Annotated in this window: 15 protein-coding genes; 9 read left to right on the top strand and 6 right to left on the bottom strand. The window is 64.5% G+C overall.

Annotated elements, in window-relative coordinates:
* Positions 1-30: 30 nt before the first annotated feature.
* Positions 31-534 (top strand): DoxX family protein, encoded by a 504-nt coding sequence (locus llg_RS07005; protein ID WP_338289003.1) that lies wholly within the window; start codon positions 31-33, stop codon positions 532-534.
* A gap of 23 nt (positions 535-557) precedes the next feature.
* On the opposite strand, the gene llg_RS07000 is transcribed toward llg_RS07005, so the two are convergent.
* Both llg_RS07000 and llg_RS06995 read right to left on the bottom strand, forming a co-directional pair.
* Positions 558-1,982: a Gfo/Idh/MocA family oxidoreductase gene (locus tag llg_RS07000; protein ID WP_338289002.1), complete on the bottom strand. Its 1,425-nt coding sequence runs from the start codon at positions 1,980-1,982 to the stop codon at positions 558-560.
* A gap of 6 nt (positions 1,983-1,988) precedes the next feature.
* Complete coding sequence (locus llg_RS06995; RefSeq protein ID WP_338289000.1) at positions 1,989-2,921, bottom strand: PmoA family protein; 933 nt, start codon at positions 2,919-2,921, stop codon at positions 1,989-1,991.
* 115 nt (positions 2,922-3,036) lie between these two features.
* On the opposite strand from llg_RS06995, the gene llg_RS06990 reads away from it, so the two are divergent.
* From llg_RS06990 to llg_RS06960, 7 genes are all read left to right on the top strand, one after another.
* Positions 3,037-3,582, top strand: a complete 546-nt coding sequence (locus llg_RS06990; protein ID WP_338288999.1) for an RNA polymerase sigma factor — start codon at positions 3,037-3,039, stop codon at positions 3,580-3,582.
* Entirely contained in the window at positions 3,575-4,501 is a 927-nt protein-coding gene (locus llg_RS06985) for a hypothetical protein (RefSeq protein ID WP_338288998.1), read from the top strand. Before llg_RS06990 ends, llg_RS06985 begins: the two co-directional genes overlap by 8 nt.
* A gap of 104 nt (positions 4,502-4,605) precedes the next feature.
* Positions 4,606-5,376 carry an ATP-binding cassette domain-containing protein gene (locus llg_RS06980; RefSeq protein ID WP_338288996.1) on the top strand — a complete coding sequence of 257 codons (771 nt, stop codon included), beginning with the start codon at positions 4,606-4,608 and terminating at the stop codon, positions 5,374-5,376.
* Between the two features lie 27 nt (positions 5,377-5,403).
* Positions 5,404-6,405 carry an MlaD family protein gene (locus llg_RS06975; RefSeq protein ID WP_338288994.1) on the top strand — a complete coding sequence of 334 codons (1,002 nt, stop codon included), beginning with the start codon at positions 5,404-5,406 and terminating at the stop codon, positions 6,403-6,405.
* 44 nt (positions 6,406-6,449) lie between these two features.
* Positions 6,450-7,088, top strand: a complete 639-nt coding sequence (locus tag llg_RS06970) for a hypothetical protein (protein WP_338288993.1) — start codon at positions 6,450-6,452, stop codon at positions 7,086-7,088.
* Positions 7,085-7,738, top strand: coding sequence for a hypothetical protein (locus llg_RS06965; protein ID WP_338288992.1), 654 nt, complete (start codon positions 7,085-7,087; stop codon positions 7,736-7,738). Before llg_RS06970 ends, llg_RS06965 begins: the two co-directional genes overlap by 4 nt.
* Before the next feature lie 60 nt (positions 7,739-7,798).
* Positions 7,799-8,368 (top strand): hypothetical protein, encoded by a 570-nt coding sequence (locus llg_RS06960; protein ID WP_338288991.1) that lies wholly within the window; start codon positions 7,799-7,801, stop codon positions 8,366-8,368.
* A 67-nt stretch (positions 8,369-8,435) separates the two neighbouring features.
* Here llg_RS06960 and llg_RS06955 read toward each other — a convergent pair whose 3' ends face one another.
* The 4 genes from llg_RS06955 to llg_RS06940 form a co-directional block, all read right to left on the bottom strand.
* Positions 8,436-8,909, bottom strand: coding sequence for a hypothetical protein (locus tag llg_RS06955; protein ID WP_338288990.1), 474 nt, complete (start codon positions 8,907-8,909; stop codon positions 8,436-8,438).
* Between the two features lie 582 nt (positions 8,910-9,491).
* On the bottom strand, positions 9,492-10,118 hold the full coding sequence (locus tag llg_RS06950) for a hypothetical protein (RefSeq protein ID WP_338288989.1): 627 nt from the start codon (positions 10,116-10,118) through the stop codon (positions 9,492-9,494).
* Between the two features lie 579 nt (positions 10,119-10,697).
* Positions 10,698-11,666, bottom strand: a complete 969-nt coding sequence (locus llg_RS06945; protein ID WP_338288988.1) for a LysR family transcriptional regulator — start codon at positions 11,664-11,666, stop codon at positions 10,698-10,700.
* Positions 11,650-12,522 carry a LysR family transcriptional regulator gene (locus llg_RS06940; protein WP_338288987.1) on the bottom strand — a complete coding sequence of 291 codons (873 nt, stop codon included), beginning with the start codon at positions 12,520-12,522 and terminating at the stop codon, positions 11,650-11,652. Before llg_RS06940 ends, llg_RS06945 begins: the two co-directional genes overlap by 17 nt.
* Before the next feature lie 595 nt (positions 12,523-13,117).
* Between llg_RS06940 and dnaE the strand changes: the two genes are divergently transcribed.
* A complete protein-coding gene (dnaE, locus tag llg_RS06935; RefSeq protein ID WP_338288986.1) occupies positions 13,118-16,594 on the top strand; it encodes a DNA polymerase III subunit alpha in 3,477 nt (1,158 codons plus the stop codon).
* The last annotated feature ends 28 nt before the right edge of the window (positions 16,595-16,622 follow it).

Below are 16,622 nucleotides of genomic sequence, written 5' to 3'. Positions count from 1 at the left end.
AATCCCCGCGCGGTGGTATCCAATGGGATCATGAACGCCTGCCTCGCCAAGCTCTGCACCCGCCTCCGCGGTCTGGAGGCCCCCGGCCGCGACGCGGTCCTGCTTTTCCTCCGCCTCACCATCGGCGCGCAGTTCTTCCTCACCGGGAAAGGCAAGCTCGCCCACCTCGACAAGGTCTCCGGCTTCTTCGAAAGCCTCCACATCCCCGCCCCCCACTTCCACGCGGTGCTGGTGGCCAATGTCGAGATGATCGGCGGCCTGCTGCTGGTGCTCGGTCTGGCCACCCGGCTCGCCGCGGTGCCGCTCACCGTCTCCATGGTCGTCGCCTATCTCACCGCCCACCTGAACGACGTGCTCCACCCCGAGGACGCGGAGGGTGCCACCGGACTCAGCGCGTTCCTGACGCACGTGAGCGCCTTCATTGACCAGAAGCCATTCCCCTTCCTGATCGTCTGCCTGGTGCTGCTGGCCTTCGGCGCGGGACGGATCTCTCTCGATCACCTGATCGGGAAAAGGTGCTGCCGCACGGCCTGAGCCGCACGGCAGCACGCCCGCTCTCACAACGGAAGTTCGAATCCTTTCCGGTACTCGCCTTTCAACCGGGCATTCGCGGCCTCGGCGCCGGGACCGGTGAAACGCTCGGCCTTGGCATCGACCGCGAGGGCCGCGCCCAACTTCAGCGGGGTCTTCGCCGGATCGATGCCATTCGCCTCAAGGTGCGCCGCGAGGCGGTCGACGGCCTCGCGCGCGGGCTCGGCGAAGGCGGAACGGATCTTGTCCATCGGCGCATCGCCACCGGTTTGCCACGAGATGTTCCCGATGTGGGCCAGCGCGGCGGACAGGTGGCCGCTCTCCGCGCCGTGGATCGCGCGCGGCTTCCCAGAGTGCACGGCATCGATCCACTCCTGCATGTGGGACTTGGAGCCCTTGAACTCCTTCACCACCTTGCCGTCCTTGTCGAAGACCTTGCAGCCCGGCAGATGGCCGCCAGCGAGCCAACCGCCCTCGCATTCGATGATGTTGCCGATCGACTGGTCCTTGAAGACATCGCTGCCGCTCTTGTAGTCCAAGCCCTTCTTCGGCAGGCCGCGCACCTCGAAGAGGATCGGCACCGGATCATAGTCCAGCCACACGAGTTGGGTGTTCGCCCAGTCACCATCGTCCTGGTAACCGAGCCGCGCCCCGGCGGAGAGCACCGCCTTCGGCAGGGCCGGATCGCCCAGCGCCCAGCGACAGACATCGAGCTGGTGCGGTCCCTGGTTGCCCAGGTCGCCATTGCCGTAGGGGAACTGCCAGTGCCAGTCGTAGTGGAACTTCGTGCGCTTCACCGGCGCCATCTCGCGCGGACCGCACCACAGGTCATAGTCCACCGTCGCGGGCGGCTTCACCGGCGCGGCGACCTTGCCGATCGACGGGCGCGGCTTGTAACACAGGCCGCGGGCCAGCGTCATTTTCCCGACCTGGCCTTCCTTCAGCCACGCAAGGCCCTCCTCCCAGCAGGTTTCCGAGCGGCGCTGGAAACCGTGGTGGATGATCACCTTGTACTTCGCCTGTGCCTCGGCCAGCTTGCGGCCCTCCCACACGTTGTGGGACACCGGCTTCTCAACGTAGACGTGCTTGCCATTCGCCGCGGCCGTCACCGCGATGAGGGTATGGGTGTGGTTCGGCGTGGCGATCACCACCGCGTCGATCTCCTTCGATTCACAAAGCTTACGGTAGTCCCCGTACTTCGCCACCACCAGGCCCTTGGCCGCGAGGTCCGCGGCGGCCTTGTCGAGCACGGTGGAGTCGACATCGCACAGCGCGACGAGCCGCGCGCCCTTCACCTTCTGCAGGGCCTCGATGTGGCCCTTGCCGCGGCCGTTGAAACCGATCACGGCGACGCGCAGCTCGCCGTTCGCCCCTTGGGCGCGGGCGTGCGGAGCCAGCAGGCTCCAGCTTCCGGCGAAGGCCGAGAGCGCGAGGAAATTCCGGCGGTTCATGGCGGGTTATTTGGAGAACGTGTTCCAGCGCTCGGCCAGCTTCGCGCTCTCCTCGGTGCCGTGGTGGAGCACGACGAGGTAGCGGAACGTGAGCTTCTCGCCCTTCTTCAGGGTGTACTCGCCCGGCTTCGAGTCCTTCTTGCCCTCGAAATCGTGGATGCCGAAGGGGTTCGCCGCCAGCAGGCCGTAATCGCGCGCGTGCCACCAGGACGGGTGGCGGAAGTTCGAGGTGTGGTCCATCATCGCGATCACGGTGGGCTCACCCTTCTCATCGGGGCCGGTGAAGGCCACCCAGTTCGAGCGCTTGCCCCAGCAGTCCTCGTCCTTGCGGCCCTCGTTGTCCACGATGTGGCCCTTCGCCTCCGGCCCCTTCAGGCGCAGCGTGCGGTCCACGCGCAGGCCGAAGAAACCCTCCTTGGTGTCGCCGAAAACCGTCTTCTCCTCCGCGGACTCCAGCACCGTGGCCACCTCGATCTCGGTGGTGTCCGCGTCGGTCTTGCGAATGGTGTAGGTGCGCTTCTCCTTCAGGCGGGTGGCACCGTCCGCGTTCCACAGCAGCGACACGGTGAAGGTGGCGGATTTCTCGTCGGCTTTGACCTCGGAAAATTCCTGGTGCTCGATCTTCGGGTCGCCCTTGCCCTTCCACGCCCAGAAGTCGAAGCCATCGACCTCGCCGTGGGACAACCACAGCGAACGGTGGTGCGGGTGGTCCTTCTCCTCGCCCGCCACGCCGTCCTCCATCGGCCAGTGGCGGTTCAGCGTGGCACCACCGGGCGACAGCAGCGGCGCGAGGTAGGGCACACGGGAGTCCGTGCGGTACTCGGTTACGAGCTTGTCGCCATCGAGCACCTTCAGCGAGCCCTTGCCGCTTTCTGTGCGGAAGGCAGCGGAAGCCGGCAGCGCGGCGGCGAGAATGAGGAGAGGCAATAGCGCTTTCATAATTGGATGCAATAACCAATGAGCCGTTTTCATCACGGGCACCAGCCTAAACGTCGGACTGCCGTTGATTTTTTCGGGAATATCTTGAAGCTGTCCACCTCCCAACCGGCAGTTGATGAGTGAATTCCAGGAATTGGTCGACGCCCACTACCAACCGTTGTTCCGGTTCGCGGTGTCGTTGACCCGTGACCCGGACCGGGCGGCGGACCTGGTGCAGGAGACCTTCTGCACCTGGGCGGAAAAGGGCGACCAGCTCCGCGACCGCTCGAAGGCGAAGACCTGGCTCTTCACCACCCTGCACCGCGAGTTCCTCGGCCAGCGCCGCCGCGCCTCCCGCTACTCCGATGAGCCGGTGGAATCCCTGCACGGCACCCTGGCCTCCAGCGAGGACGATCCCGACCGCCAGATGGACGGCCAGCGCGCCCTGGAGCTGCTCGGCTCGCTCGACGAAACTTTCCGCGCCCCCCTCGCCCTCTTTTATCTCCAGCAGCACAGCTACAAGGAGATCGCCGAAATCCTGGAGATCCCCATCGGCACCGTCATGTCCCGCATCGCCCGCGCCAAGGACATGCTGCGCCGCCAGATGACCGCCGAACCGGCCAGCGCGCCGAAGAACATCCTCCAACTCAACCCGGAGGCCTTGCGACAGCACCATGGATAAGGAACACGCCCGCTTCGTTCTACGCAGCTTCCGCCCGGATGGCGCGGATGCCGGCGATCCGGACTTCGCCGGGGCGCTCCGCCTGGCCGCGGAAGACCGCGAGCTGGGCGAGTGGTTGGCCGCCGAGCGCGGCCAGGACGCCGCTTTTTCCGAAGCCCTCGGCCGGGTGCCGATCCCGCACGACCTGCGCGAGGACATCCTCGCCGGATTCGCGGTGGCCCGCGGCGAACTGCCGCTGCCCCATGACGGGCTCGACCGCTCGTTCATCGCCGCCCTCGCCAGCGTGCAGCCGCCGCCTTCGCTGCGGGCAGACATCCTCGCGGCGATGGAAGCCCAGCAGGGCGCGCCCGCGGTAAAGAAGCCGTTCCCGTGGTTCCGCTTCGGCCTGCCCGCCGCGGCCGCCGCCGGAGTGGCGCTGGCGTTTCTCACGCAGAGCCCCTCCCCGACCCGCTCCGTTTCGAACCCTCCCGGCCAACAAGGTGGGATCCCCGCCGTGTCCCAGGTCCCCGTGTCCGCGGTGAAGGCGGGCTTCATCCGCACCTTCGAGTCCCCGGCCTTCGATCTGGAGCACAAGAACCCGGATCACGACGTGCTGCTCACCCAGCTCCAGGATGAAAAGCTGCCGTCCTCCGGCTGCTCCTGCCTGCCCCGCGGCATCAAGGACATCCCCAGCCTCGGCTGCCGGGAACTGGTGATCGATGGCAAACGCGGCTCCCTGATCTGCTTCAACCGCGGCAAGGACGGCATCGTGCACCTCATCATCTTCCGCCGGGACGACATCGCGGACACCCCGGCCGTCGGCACCCCCCCGGTGTTCAACTGCAACGGCACCTGGTCCAGCGCCACCTGGGCGGACGGCAGCAACGTCTACATGCTGGTCGGCAAGACCGACGTCCAACAGCTCGGCCGCCTGTTCTAACCAGCCCTACTTTCTCCTCCCGTCCGGATTCTGGATTCTGGATTCTTGGCTCCCGCCGCAGGCGTCTGCTTGCGCCGCGGGCCGGACCGTGGTTTCTCCTGTGCATGGCCGACGCCGCCGAAGCCGAAACCTTCATCCAGATCCGCGGGCTCGAACAACGGTTCGGCAGCCAGCACGTTCTGCGCGGCGTGGACATGGACATCCACCGCGGGGAAACCCTGTGCCTGCTGGGCGGCTCCGGCGGCGGCAAGTCCGTGCTGGTGAAGCACCTGCCCGGCCTGCTGAAGCCGAGGAAGGGCACCATCCACGTCGATGGCGTGGAAATCGGCTGTCTGAAGGAACGCCAGTTCGGCCCGATCCGGAAGAAGATCGGCATGATGTTCCAGGGCGGCGCCCTCTTCGACTCGCTGACAGTGGCCCAGAACGTGGCCTTCCCGCTGCGCGAGCAGGGCATGAAGGATGACAAGGAGATCGCCCGCCTCGTCAGCGAGGCGCTCGAAATCGTCCGCCTGCCCGGCCAGGAGAAGAAAATGCCCTCCGACCTCTCCGGCGGCATGCGCAAGCGCGTGGCCCTCGCCCGCGCCGTGGTTTCCCGCCCTGCCTGCGTGCTCTACGACGAGCCCCACGCCGGCCTCGATCCGATCACCGGTGACTCGATCGACCACCTCATCAAGGATCTCCAGCGGTCCCACGGCATCACCAATGTGGTGATCACCCACGAAATGCGGAGTGTCTTCCGCATTGCCGACCGTATCGTTTTCCTGAAGGAAGGGCGCGTCTACTGGACCGGCCTCCCGGACGAACTCCAGAACACCACCGACCCGGAACTCCGCGCCTTCATCGAGGGCGATTCCGGTGAGCCGTGGGACAACTGACGCCCTCACCCCCTTTCCCTTTTTGTCATGGCCAGCTCCGAACGCCGCACCGAACTCCTCGTCGGGCTCTTCTTTTTCACCGGCCTGCTCCTGCTCGGCGGGCTGATCCTCCAGTTCGGCCGCTTCGGCGACCGGATCAAGGGCCACTACCAAGTCTACGTGGTCTTCGACGACGCCGCCGGCCTGATCAAGGGTTCCGAAGTCCGCATGGGCGGTGCCAAGATCGGCAAGGTGGCCGCCCAACCCGAGCTCAACGAGAACGTGAAGGTCCAGGTCGTCCTCTCCGTCGACGACCGTATCCAGATTCCCACCAACTCGAAGTTCCAGATCGCCTCGGCCTCGGTGCTCGGGGACAAGCTGATCGCCATCACCCCGCCGGATGACAAGACCGGGACCTTCATCGAACCCGGCCAAACCGTGCTCGGCGGAGCCCCCGGCGGCCTCGACGCCATCGCGGACCAAGCCGAGAAGGTCACCCAGGACGTCCGCCGCCTGATGAAGAACGCCGAGGGCACGGTGGTGAAGATCGACTCCGCCGTGGACGACCTCCGCGCCGTCACCGGCCGTCTCGGCGAAACCGTCGAGAAGGTCAATGTCTCCATCCTCTCCGACAAGAACCTCGCCAACGTCGACGAGACCATCGCCAACCTCAAGGACGCCACCGGCGAGTGGAAGAAGGCCAGCGGCGAACTCCAACCGACGATCGTGGACGCCCGCGAGGCCATCAAATCGATCCGCAGCGCCGCCGAGGGCGCGGACAAGGCGATCACCGACATCAAGCCCGCCTTCAAGGAGGTGCCCAAGGCCGTCAACGCCATTGCCAACGCCGCCGACAGCATCGGCCACGCGGTCGCCAAGGCCGAGAAGAGCGAGGGCCTGCTCGGCACCCTGGCCTACGACAAGGACACCGGCACCGACGCCCGCACCTTCATCCGCAACCTCCGCCAGCGTGGCATCCTGCGCTACAAGGACGCCGAACTGGCCGACGAGAACGACCCCCGCAACCGCTTCCGCGGCAAGCGGCGCTGAACGATCCCATGTCGGACGGTGACTCATCCCCTGCCCCGGAGTCCGTGTCCGACTATCCCTACACTCCGCCGCAGGCGGATAGCCAGCTGACTCCGTTCGACCTCTCTTCGACGCAAGGTTGGCGGGTTCGGGATGGACGGCTGTGGGTGGAGGATGGAGCGGTGCTGCCGGAAATCGACCCCTACACCGGCGGCAGCGGTGGACCGATGACCGGGGTGCCCCTTCTCCTGCCACGCACCCCGTGGTGGTTCTGGTGGCTTCCCTTTCCCCTCGCGGCCGCAGGTGCGGCAACCACCATGGAGACGGAGGCGAAGATCGGGGCCATGTGGGGATTGATCGCTGGCTTCGTGCTCTGCGGGGTGCTGGCGCTGCGCTTTCCACGGTGCCGCATGCGGATCTTCCTCTCCTCCTCCACCGCCTTGTCCCGCAGGGTTTCACTGGTGATCAGCCAGGTGCTGCTGGTCATCACCTTGTTGGCCATGACACGCTCCGATTTCCGCGAACCCCAGTCATGGTGGCTCGCCGCGACCTCGGGAGGTGCCTTGCTGATCCTGGCCCTGCACGCCACTTTCCTCCAACGGCGGCTGGTGTGCCGCCGGGTGAAGGACGGGTGGTTTGAAATCCGCGGCGTCCATCCACTGGCGCTGGCCCAATTGGTCATCGGCCGATCCCTTTCCGCATGAGCCTAAACCCCTATGCCGCCCCGGCCGCCGCGGACCCCGGTGGCGTGCCCGATGGGCCACGGTCCCACGGCTGGTATGCGAAGGACGGGCGGCTGTGGGTGGAGGCGGTGGCGACGCTGCCGATGATCGATCCCTATTCCGGTGAGAGCCCGGAGCGGATGCGGATGAACCTGGTGGTGGTCCGTTACCGGCCCCCGTGGTTGTGGATTCTGCCGCTCGGCCTCGCGATCGCAGGAGCATGGGCCGGGGCTCCATCGGACCGGATCGGCAACAGCATCGCCGGGTGCCTGATCGGGTTGGCTCTCCGGATGCTGGTCGGCATGGTGTTTCCGAGGGCCAGGGCGCAGGTCTTCTTCAGCCTCCCGACCCACCGCTGGAGGCGCCAGTTGGGGGCCGCCACCACCCTCCTGTTCCTGCTCAACCTGCTGGTCGGGCCGGCGATCGAAATCGCCCGCATGAACGGCATGCAGTTCGTCGGGTGGGTGGTGCCGTTCCTCGGCTGGGCCTGGCTCAGCCTGCTGGCCTACATGTTTCTAATCCAACGCCGGATGACCTGTCGGCGGATGCGCGACGGCCTCTTCGAGATCCGGCGGGTGCATCCACGGATACTGGAAGCCCTGGCCCCGGAGAGCATCAGGTCGCAGATGTGACAAATCTTCCTCGATCGGAATTTCGTATCTTCCCGGCCGCCATTCTGCTATCCGCGGGGCATGTCCCTCGAAGCGAATCCCTACGCGGCTCCGGCCGAAATCAGTGCACCGCCGGTCGTCGTCTCCGGCAGCGATCTGGTGCGGCGCGATGGAAAGAATCTATTGATCTGGGATGCCGCGGTCCTGCCCGCGCGTTGCATCCGCACCAACGCGCCGATCGGTCCCGACGATTGGACCCGCACCAAGAAAATGGTTTTCACCCCACCCTGGATCTGGGTGACGTTGGTGGCGGGATTGCTGCTCCCCTTGATCCTCTCGCTGGTTCTCCAGAAAAAATTCACCATCACCTACAGTCTCTCGAAGGCGGAGCGGGCCCGTTTCCGGAACCGGACGATCTGGGGATGGAGTGGATTCTTCCTCGGCATGATCCTGATTGGAACCGGCATCGCCAGCCTTGGGAATTCCAGTGATGCAGGGGGCCTCATCCTGGGTGCCGGTATCCTGATCTTGATCGCCGGCCTCGTCTTCGTCGCCATCGCCAATCCGCTGAAGGTGATCCGCCATCGCGATGGCTGGTTCGTGATGAAGGGCGCGTCCCCGGCCTTCCTCGATTCCATCGGTCCGGCCTGAAACCAGGCCACGAAAAAGCCGGAGGCCGCGCTGGCGGTCCTCCGGCGGAAATCCACGGCAGATGCCGTTACTTGGGATCCGGAGCGCCGAATTCGCGCGGGCTGAGCAGGTCGTCCGAGTCGCGGTCGCGCTGGGCGAAGAGGATGCTCACCTTGCGCGCCGGCCACACCTGCGGCTGGGTCAGCGGGAATTCCAACGGATCGAGGAAGCCGTCGTCATTGAGGTCGGCGAGCAGGAAGCTGTTCAGCTTCGACGGACGGCCGCCGTCCTTGCCGCCGCGGGAGGCGCGGTACTCCAGCTTGTCGAGAAACCCGTCCTGGTTCACGTCGTTGTAGACGAAACGCCACTTGATGTCGACCCAGCGGGAGCCGCGGGCCTGGGTCTCGGCGTATTCAGAGAGCGACATGAAGCCGTCATCGTCAGTGTCGGCTTTGTCGAAAAGTTTGTCGTACATGCTCGCGCTGATCGCGTGGGCATCGTGGGGAAGCAGTCCGAGCCCCAGCACGGCGGCTCCGAGGATGGTGCGGATGAAGGCCTTCATTTGTTAAGAAACGCAAAATATCCCCGGTTCTGAACCTGTCAAGGGACCGGCCCGGCGGACAACGGCGGCCTCCCTACGACGGCTCCCCCGCCCCGTCAAGGGGCACACCCTCCGTACGCAGTCGACGGCATCGGCCCTCCCCCCGGAAAGCCGATACCGCCTGGGTTGCTGTTCCCAACACTGCCCTATCGTTTCCGCCCCGGCAGAACCGGGGCACTGAATCCGACAAGACCGAAACTGGATGGCTCCAGAACCGAGGTCCCGGAGACGGTGATGAGATCCATCGCATCGATCCGTGGAAGCGCAACCACCTCTTGGTGGGTGGAGCTACCGGCCGGGGCGAGCGGTGCATTCATCGCCCACAGTCATAAAAAATTTAGTTAGATCGATCAAACCACCGGGGGGTTCTTAAATTTATGGGACCATTTTTCGGCCATTCGCAAATATTAGAAAATTGCCTTATCTCCGGGTGACGGAAAAAAGGCTTATCTTGCAATCTGCGCCCCCGAGACCAGTCTGTACAAAGAGCGGCACCGTATCCCACGAGGGGGCGGTGCCGCTGTTGTGCTGTTCCTATGAAAGTTAACGCCGACGGCGCAGAACCAGAAGCGCGCCCATCGCGCCGAGCAAGGCGGACGAGGTTTCCGGGACCTGGACAATCGACAGACCGGAGACAGTGGCGAAGTTATCGCCGATGCCGAGCAGGGAAACGGTGGCAAGACCTCCCGCTTTGAAGCGCAGCGATGCCGCATCGGTGGTGTTCACGGTATTGCCCGTGACGAAATCCACCGTGACCGTGCCCGAGGGCACCCCGGTGCCAAGCAAGCCCACCACGCCGACCAGCGTGCCATTGCTCACCGAGCCGACGGCGGTGCCGCCGCCGTCCAAAAACTCAACCGTGAAGCTGGGATTCGCCGTGATGCCTTGGTTGAGAAGACCGTCGCTGCCATCGACCAGGAAACTGACCCGGTAGGTGGTGTTGGGCTGGAGGATCAATTCATTGCCCGACTTGTCAAAAGTCGCGGTGGCAGTCCAGTTGGCACCGACCGCGCCCAATCCAGCGAGGTTGCCGAGAGCACCACTGCTGACGAGATCGAAATGCAGCGCACTTCCATCCAACGACACTTTCGGTGTTGAGGTTACCACATCGAGGCCTGCAATCGACAGGGCGACCGCTCCGGAAACGGAAGCATCCCAATAGGTGCCCATCGCGGACGGTCCTGCACCTGATCCGGTGTGGACCCCGGCTAAAACGGGTGGAGGCGCGGGAGCGGAGACACTGGATCCATTCGGGCCGAACAGATCGGAATAATTGGTACCATTGACCAATGACTGGGCTGACAAGAGGGGGGTAAGAGCCAGTCCGCACAGGAGGGTGAACGCGGATTTCATGGGACTCGACTAATCCCATGTTATGATAGTCAGCACAACCTTACCTTGAGACCAATCCGTTATTCTAACCAATAAGAAATTGGTTCAATTCCGGCCGCAACCATTTTCGCTCACGCTATCCAAACGGGAACATTCGATATGTTGGGTTGAATCGACATTCATTCAGCTTTGGCCGGAAAGCCTCCAGAGGGGGCTCTGGACATGGAGTGCGGCGAGGCATCGCCGCTTTGGGTGCCGGAGAGAATCGACGGGATTCGCAGCGGAGCCGTGGAAAAGGAGCGGGTTGGCGAATGCAGGTGTTGCCCCCGGCGATAACTCGCCTCCGCTCAGAGCGGCGATACCTCGCCGCACTCCATGTCAGAGGTACCCGGCCTCCCCTTTGAATGTGGATTCAGCCTAGACCGTCACCCGCCCCAACACCTTGCCGGTTTCTCGGGTGGAAAGTTCCTTATACACTTCCACCAGCCAGGCCGCGGTATCGATCACCGCCTCGTTTTTCTCCCCGGCCCGCATGTGCAGGCCATAGGCGTAGGCATTCGGCAAAACCTCGCTGAACAGCGAACGGCTTTCCACCGGCTGGCCGGGCAAATCCACCGACGGGCAGGAGTTGCCGGGAATCAGGTTGATCCCGAATCCCGCCTGGCAGGCCTGGAGAGCTTCCTGGGCGGTATCGAACTCCAAGATGTCGCTCGGGGCGCTGCCGTAGGCGCGCTTGCACCAATCCTCGAGGAAGCCCCGGAATCCCGGGACCAAGCGCTCGGAGCCCACCAGCAGGGTGGTGCCCAGCACATCGGACAGGCTGAAGGCGGAGGCGGAAACCTGATAGTGCTGCGGAGCCCACATGGCGGACAGGCCGGCCTCGCGGCGCAGTTCGATCCGTTTGAGGCCCACCGGGGCGTCGCTCTGGAGGAACACGCCGGACAGGGCGAGATCGCACTCGAAATGACGGAGCCGGTCGGTCCAATGGCTGCCGCCAAGGGAATCCACGCGCTCGAGCTCCACCTGGTCGGGCGCGGTGCGTTCGAGCAGTTCGGCGAACTTCTCGCCGTGCGACGAATGGTCGATCCACAAGCGGATTTTCCCGACCGACGACCGCTGTTGCTGCGTGAGGCGGCGCGCCATTTCCTCATGGCTCTCCACGCAGCGGCGCGCGCAGCCGAGCACCTTTTCGCCGTAGGTCGTGAGCACCGCCCGCTCCGCGGAACGGGTGAACAGCATCAGGCCGAACGTGCTCTCCAGCCGCGCGATGCGCTGGCTGACGGCCGGCTGGCTGATCCCCAGTGCCTGGGCTGTCTCGGTGAAATGCCCGTTCTCAGCCAGCAGGACGAAGGTCTTCAGTTCATCGATATCAAACTGAATGCTCATGCTGCTTCAGACTGGCGCTGGCCTTGTGGAGGGCATGTTCGAGGCACCCGTAGGGATGCTGGGAGAGGAAACTGGCGCGGACGGGAATGGGAGTGAGCAGCGGCAGCGGCTGCCAGCGGATGCTCGGCTCCGTGGTGCCTTCCGCGGGAGCGGGTGCCACCACCGCCTGCAGGTTGGAGGACGAGGGGCAGGTCGACCATTCGCGGAACTGGGAGCTGGTGAGCTGCCGGCCGATGCCGCCGCCGGCGATCTCGATGCACTGGAGCCATTCGCGGCTGGCGGCCCGAAGGTCCGGCGCGTGGAGGCCCCACGGCGAGATTTCGGAGAGATCGGACAATTCCCGCGGGACGAACCCCGGGGCCACGCAACCCACGCTCATCGGCAGCGGGGCGAGGTGCACGGTGGTCACCCGCTTGCTGGCCGGAGTGACCAAACCCACGTAGACATCGCAGGCACCGGATTCCACCATCGTGCGTTCCTGGCCGGTGGCAACCTCCAGGAAGGTCGCTCGGAAGCGGTTGTCCTGGCGCATCAGATTGAACAGCCGCACGAAGTAGGCGGTTTCAAAAAACCACCGCTGGGCTCCGATCTTCAACGTCCGTCCGGTCTCGCGGATCTGCGAGACATACTGCTGGAGCGATTCCATCTCCTCCATGAACCCGGTCATCTCCTGGTTCAGGCGGTCGGCATGGGTCGTGGGCTGGAATTTGCCGCGGCTCTCGCGGTCGAAAAGCGGCACCCCGAGCTCCCCTTCCAGAGCGGTCACGATGCGCTTCACGTTAGAGGCACTGGTCCGCAACCGCATCGCGGCCTGGCTCATCGAGCACTCGGCCAGCACCGCTTTGAAGACTTGCAAGTAATGTGCATCCAGGGGCATGGATTTGCGATCTGTGTTGAGGGAGGACTAGACTGGCCGCGAGTAAACAACAAAGATGGAAATACCTCCATCATTTATGAATAAATACGCGATATTTATGATCACGACTCGATGAAAGGCCCGCCAATGGTGACAATTTCGGCCACCATGGGCACAAAATCGGCCATAAGAGGGCTATCGAGCCTCATCAATAGGAGATTACGATCAACGAAACCTTATCTAACAAAACTGCCGAAGGTTCTATCGTTTCCCCGGTGGCGGCGTGACTCCCCGGTTGGGAAACTGGAAACAGTCTCAATTTGGGTCACGTGACAGTTTCTTTTTCCGATTCTGGAGCCTTGGAAGAGGCCGATATCGGATAATGGCGAAGGGGAAAACGCATCCATGAGGAGAGGGGTGAATGACAGTGACTCGGACCGCGGCCACCAGGGGCCGTGCTCCAAGGCGGCCAAGCTGTCGGGAGGATCGGGGGTTGGCAAGGACTACGTGGATTTACGTGTCCACTCTGCACGATGCGTTCCAGATCCACCGCTTCTTGCCCTTTCGGGGCACCTGGCTACGGTGGGCCGTCCCGATGTCTGACTCGTTCGTCCACCTCCACCTCCACACCGAATACTCCCTGCTCGACGGCATGATCCGCACCAAGGATCTGGCCAAGAAGGCGGTCGACTACGGGATGCCGGCGGTGGCGATGACGGACCACGGCAACCTCTACGGCGCGATCGAATTCCACCAATCCTGCAAGAAGGCCGGGGTGAAGCCGATCTTCGGCTGCGAGATCTACCTCGCGCCCGCGTCCCGCCACGACAAACGCGACCTGGTGGGACGCAAGCGCTCCACCCACATGACCCTGCTGGCCCGCGACATCGAGGGCTGGAACAACCTCAGCAAGCTGGTGTCCCGCGGCCACCTCGACGGCCTCTACTACGGCAAGCCGCGCGTGGACTACGAATCCCTGGCCGAGTTTTCGAAGGGCGTGACCTGCCTGTCCGGCTGCATTTCCGGGCCGGTGAACGAGTGGCTGCTGGCCGGCGACGAGGACAAGGCCCGCGAGACGCTGTCCACCCTGAAGGACATCTACGGCGGCGAGCACACCTGGGTGGAGATCCACAACCACGGGCTGGAGGCCCAGCAAAAGGTCACTCCCGGCCTGCTGAAGCTGGCGAAGGAGCTGGAGCTGCGCCCGGTGGCCGCCAACGACGTCCATTTCCTCAACCGCGACGACCACGAGGCGCACGACGTGATGATCTGCATCGGCACCGGCCACCTGCTGATCGATGAGAACCGGATGCGCTACACCCCGGAGGTCCATTTCAAGACCGCCGAGGAGATGCGCCACCTCTTCCGGGAGATCCCGGGAGCCTGCGACGCCACCCTGGAGATCGCCGAGCAGTGCAACGTGGCCATCAAGCTGGACTCCACCAGCTCCGAGAAATACCCGCAGTTCCCCACTCCCGACGGTTCCCCGCGCGAGGAGTACCTGATGCGCGTCTGCCAGAAGGGCATGGTGAAACGCTACGGCGAGGAGGGCGCGGTCGACCCGGAGAAGGTGACCCGCCTGAAGTACGAGGTGGACATTATCAACCAGCTCGGGTTCGCGTCCTACTTCTTGATCACCGCGGACTTCATCCAATGGGCCCGCGACCATGACATCCCGGTGGGCCCGGGCCGTGGTTCGGCCGCCGGTTCGCTGGTGGCCTACTCGATGGGGATCACCGACATCTGCCCGCTCCAGTTCGGTCTGCTGTTCGAGCGCTTCCTCAATCCCGAGCGCGTCAGCCCGCCCGACGTCGACATCGACTTCTGCCAAAGCCGCCGTCCGGAGGTGATCGACTACGTGCGCCACAAGTACGGCGAGCGCAGCGTGTCCCACATCATCACCTACGGCACCCTCGGCGCGAAGAGCGTGCTGCGGGACGTGGCCCGCGTGATGGGCGTGTCCTACGGCGAGGCCGACCGCATCGCCAAGATGATCGAGGCGAAGCCGGGCATCAGCCTGGACGGCGAGTGGAAGGCCAAGCCCGAGATCAAGGAGATGATCGAGAGCTCCTCCACCTACCAGGAGCTGTGGGGCTACGCGCTGAAGCTGGAAGGCCTGGTCCGCAACGTGGGCGTCCATGCCGCGGGCGTGGTGATCGGGGACCGGCCGCTGGACGAGCACGTCCCCCTCACCCGCGCGAGTGAAGGCGAAGTCGTGACCCAGTACGACATGGGCGCGATCACCGACGTGGGCCTGCTGAAGATGGACTTCCTGGGCCTGAAGAACTTGACCGTCATCCAGGACGCGGTGGAGCACATCAAGGTCCACATCCCGGACTTCGACATCACCAAGGTGCCGCTGGACGACCAGCCGACCTTCGACCTGCTGAACCGCGGCGAAACGATGGGCGTGTTCCAGCTTGAATCCGGCGGCATGGTCGAGACCTGCCGGAAGTACCAGATCGAGAAGATCGACGACATCATCGACCTTCTGGCGCTCTACCGCCCGGGCGCGATGCAGTTCATCGACCAGATGATCGAGGTGAAGAAGGGCCGCAAGCAGGCGGTCTACGAGCACCCGTTGCTCGAGAAGGTCTGCGGCAACACCTACGGCGTCATGATCTACCAGGAGCAAGTGCAGAACGCCGCGAAGCTGCTGGCGGGCTACACGCTCGGCGGCGCCGACCTTCTGCGCCGCGCGATGGGTAAGAAGGACCCGAAGAAGATGGCGGAGGAGCGCTCGAAATTCGTCGCGGGCGCGGCCGCCACCAACGGCATCGGCGAGAAGCTGGCGAACCAGATCTTCGAGAAGATCGAGATGTTCGCGGGTTACGGCTTCAACAAGTCCCACTCCGCCTGCTACGGCCACATCTCCTACTGGACCGCCTACCTGAAGGCGAACCACCCGGTGGAATTCCTCGCCGGCCTGCTCTCCAACGAAATCCACAACACCGACAAGATCGGCGTCTTCGTGGCGGAGTGCCACCGCATGGGTATCGAGATCCTGCCGCCGAACCTCAACGCGTCGAAGCTGCGCTTCGCCCCGGAGTCCACCCCGACCGGCGGCCGCGGCATCCGCTACGGCCTGGCCGCGATCAAGAACTGCGGCGAAGGCGCGATGGCCGCCGCGATCGAGGAGCGCCAGACCAAGGGCCCGTTTGTCTCGCTGGAGGACTTTGCCACCCGTCTCGATTCGAAGTCGGTGAACAAGCGTATCCTCGAAAACCTGGTGAAGGCCGGGGCGCTCGACTGGACCGGCGAAACCCGCGCCGGGATGTTCAGCCGCCTGGAGCAGGTGGTGGCCTCCGCGTCCTCCACCCAGAAGGACCGCGCCGCCGGCCAGGTGTCGCTGTTCGACGCGCTCGATTTCGTCGCGCCCGTGCAGACCGCGAAGACCTCCGTGGCCGCGGTGCCGGAGTGGCCGAAGGACGACCGGCTGGCCCATGAGAAGGAGCTGCTCGGCTTCTACGTCACCGGCCATCCGCTGGACAAATTCCGCGGCGTGATCGACTCCGACCGCTACCACCGCCTCGGCCTGGTCGACGAGCTGGACACTTCCAACCCGCGCGCGCGTTTCCCCTTCGCCGGGATGATCCGCAGCCTGGAATCGAAAGTCACCAAGACCGGCAAGCCCTTCGGCGTGCTGATCCTGGAGGACTTCACCGGCAGCTCGGAGATCATGCTGTGGGGTGAAACCTTCGTGCCCGCCCGCGACAACGGCATCCTGGAGGCCGGCAAGATCATCAAGCTGAAGTGCTCGGTGCAGGTGGACGACCGCACCGGCGGCTATCGCCTCACCGGCTACGAACTCGGCGAGCTGAAGCCGAAGCGCACCTCCGAGGCCAACGCCGCGAAGGGACCGCTGGAGCTGACACTGTGGACCACCCGCCACAGCGAGCGGGACATCGACCAGATCCGCAAGGCACTGGTGAATCACCCGGGCCAGACACCGGTGCTATTGCACATCCAGAACAGCGCCGGCCGCCGCATCACCGTCGAGGCCGGGGAAAAATTCCACGTCAAGCGCGGCCCGGCGTTGGCCGAGGCGCTGGACCGGTGGCTGGAGGATTGAATGTAGTCGAAAGCTCCGCTTTCGAATT

Origin of the sequence: Luteolibacter sp. LG18, from assembly GCF_036322585.1 — a bacterium.
Taxonomy (GTDB): Bacteria; Verrucomicrobiota; Verrucomicrobiia; order Verrucomicrobiales; family Akkermansiaceae; genus Luteolibacter.
This window is presented reverse-complemented; position numbering and strand designations above follow the sequence as displayed.

Excerpts from the sequence above, each read along its gene's own strand:
- llg_RS07005 (WP_338289003.1), top strand. The coding sequence starts at position 31 with ATGAACGCCTGCCTCGCCAAGCTCTGCACCCGCCTCCGCGGTCTGGAG.
- llg_RS07000 (WP_338289002.1), bottom strand. The coding sequence starts at position 1,982 with ATGAACCGCCGGAATTTCCTCGCGCTCTCGGCCTTCGCCGGAAGCTGG.
- llg_RS06995 (WP_338289000.1), bottom strand. The coding sequence starts at position 2,921 with ATGAAAGCGCTATTGCCTCTCCTCATTCTCGCCGCCGCGCTGCCGGCT.
- llg_RS06990 (WP_338288999.1), top strand. The coding sequence starts at position 3,037 with ATGAGTGAATTCCAGGAATTGGTCGACGCCCACTACCAACCGTTGTTC.
- llg_RS06985 (WP_338288998.1), top strand. The coding sequence starts at position 3,575 with ATGGATAAGGAACACGCCCGCTTCGTTCTACGCAGCTTCCGCCCGGAT.
- llg_RS06980 (WP_338288996.1), top strand. The coding sequence starts at position 4,606 with ATGGCCGACGCCGCCGAAGCCGAAACCTTCATCCAGATCCGCGGGCTC.
- llg_RS06975 (WP_338288994.1), top strand. The coding sequence starts at position 5,404 with ATGGCCAGCTCCGAACGCCGCACCGAACTCCTCGTCGGGCTCTTCTTT.
- llg_RS06965 (WP_338288992.1), top strand. The coding sequence starts at position 7,085 with ATGAGCCTAAACCCCTATGCCGCCCCGGCCGCCGCGGACCCCGGTGGC.
- llg_RS06960 (WP_338288991.1), top strand. The coding sequence starts at position 7,799 with ATGTCCCTCGAAGCGAATCCCTACGCGGCTCCGGCCGAAATCAGTGCA.
- llg_RS06955 (WP_338288990.1), bottom strand. The coding sequence starts at position 8,909 with ATGAAGGCCTTCATCCGCACCATCCTCGGAGCCGCCGTGCTGGGGCTC.
- llg_RS06950 (WP_338288989.1), bottom strand. The coding sequence starts at position 10,118 with ATGGGCACCTATTGGGATGCTTCCGTTTCCGGAGCGGTCGCCCTGTCG.
- llg_RS06945 (WP_338288988.1), bottom strand. The coding sequence starts at position 11,666 with ATGAGCATTCAGTTTGATATCGATGAACTGAAGACCTTCGTCCTGCTG.
- dnaE (WP_338288986.1), top strand. The coding sequence starts at position 13,118 with ATGTCTGACTCGTTCGTCCACCTCCACCTCCACACCGAATACTCCCTG.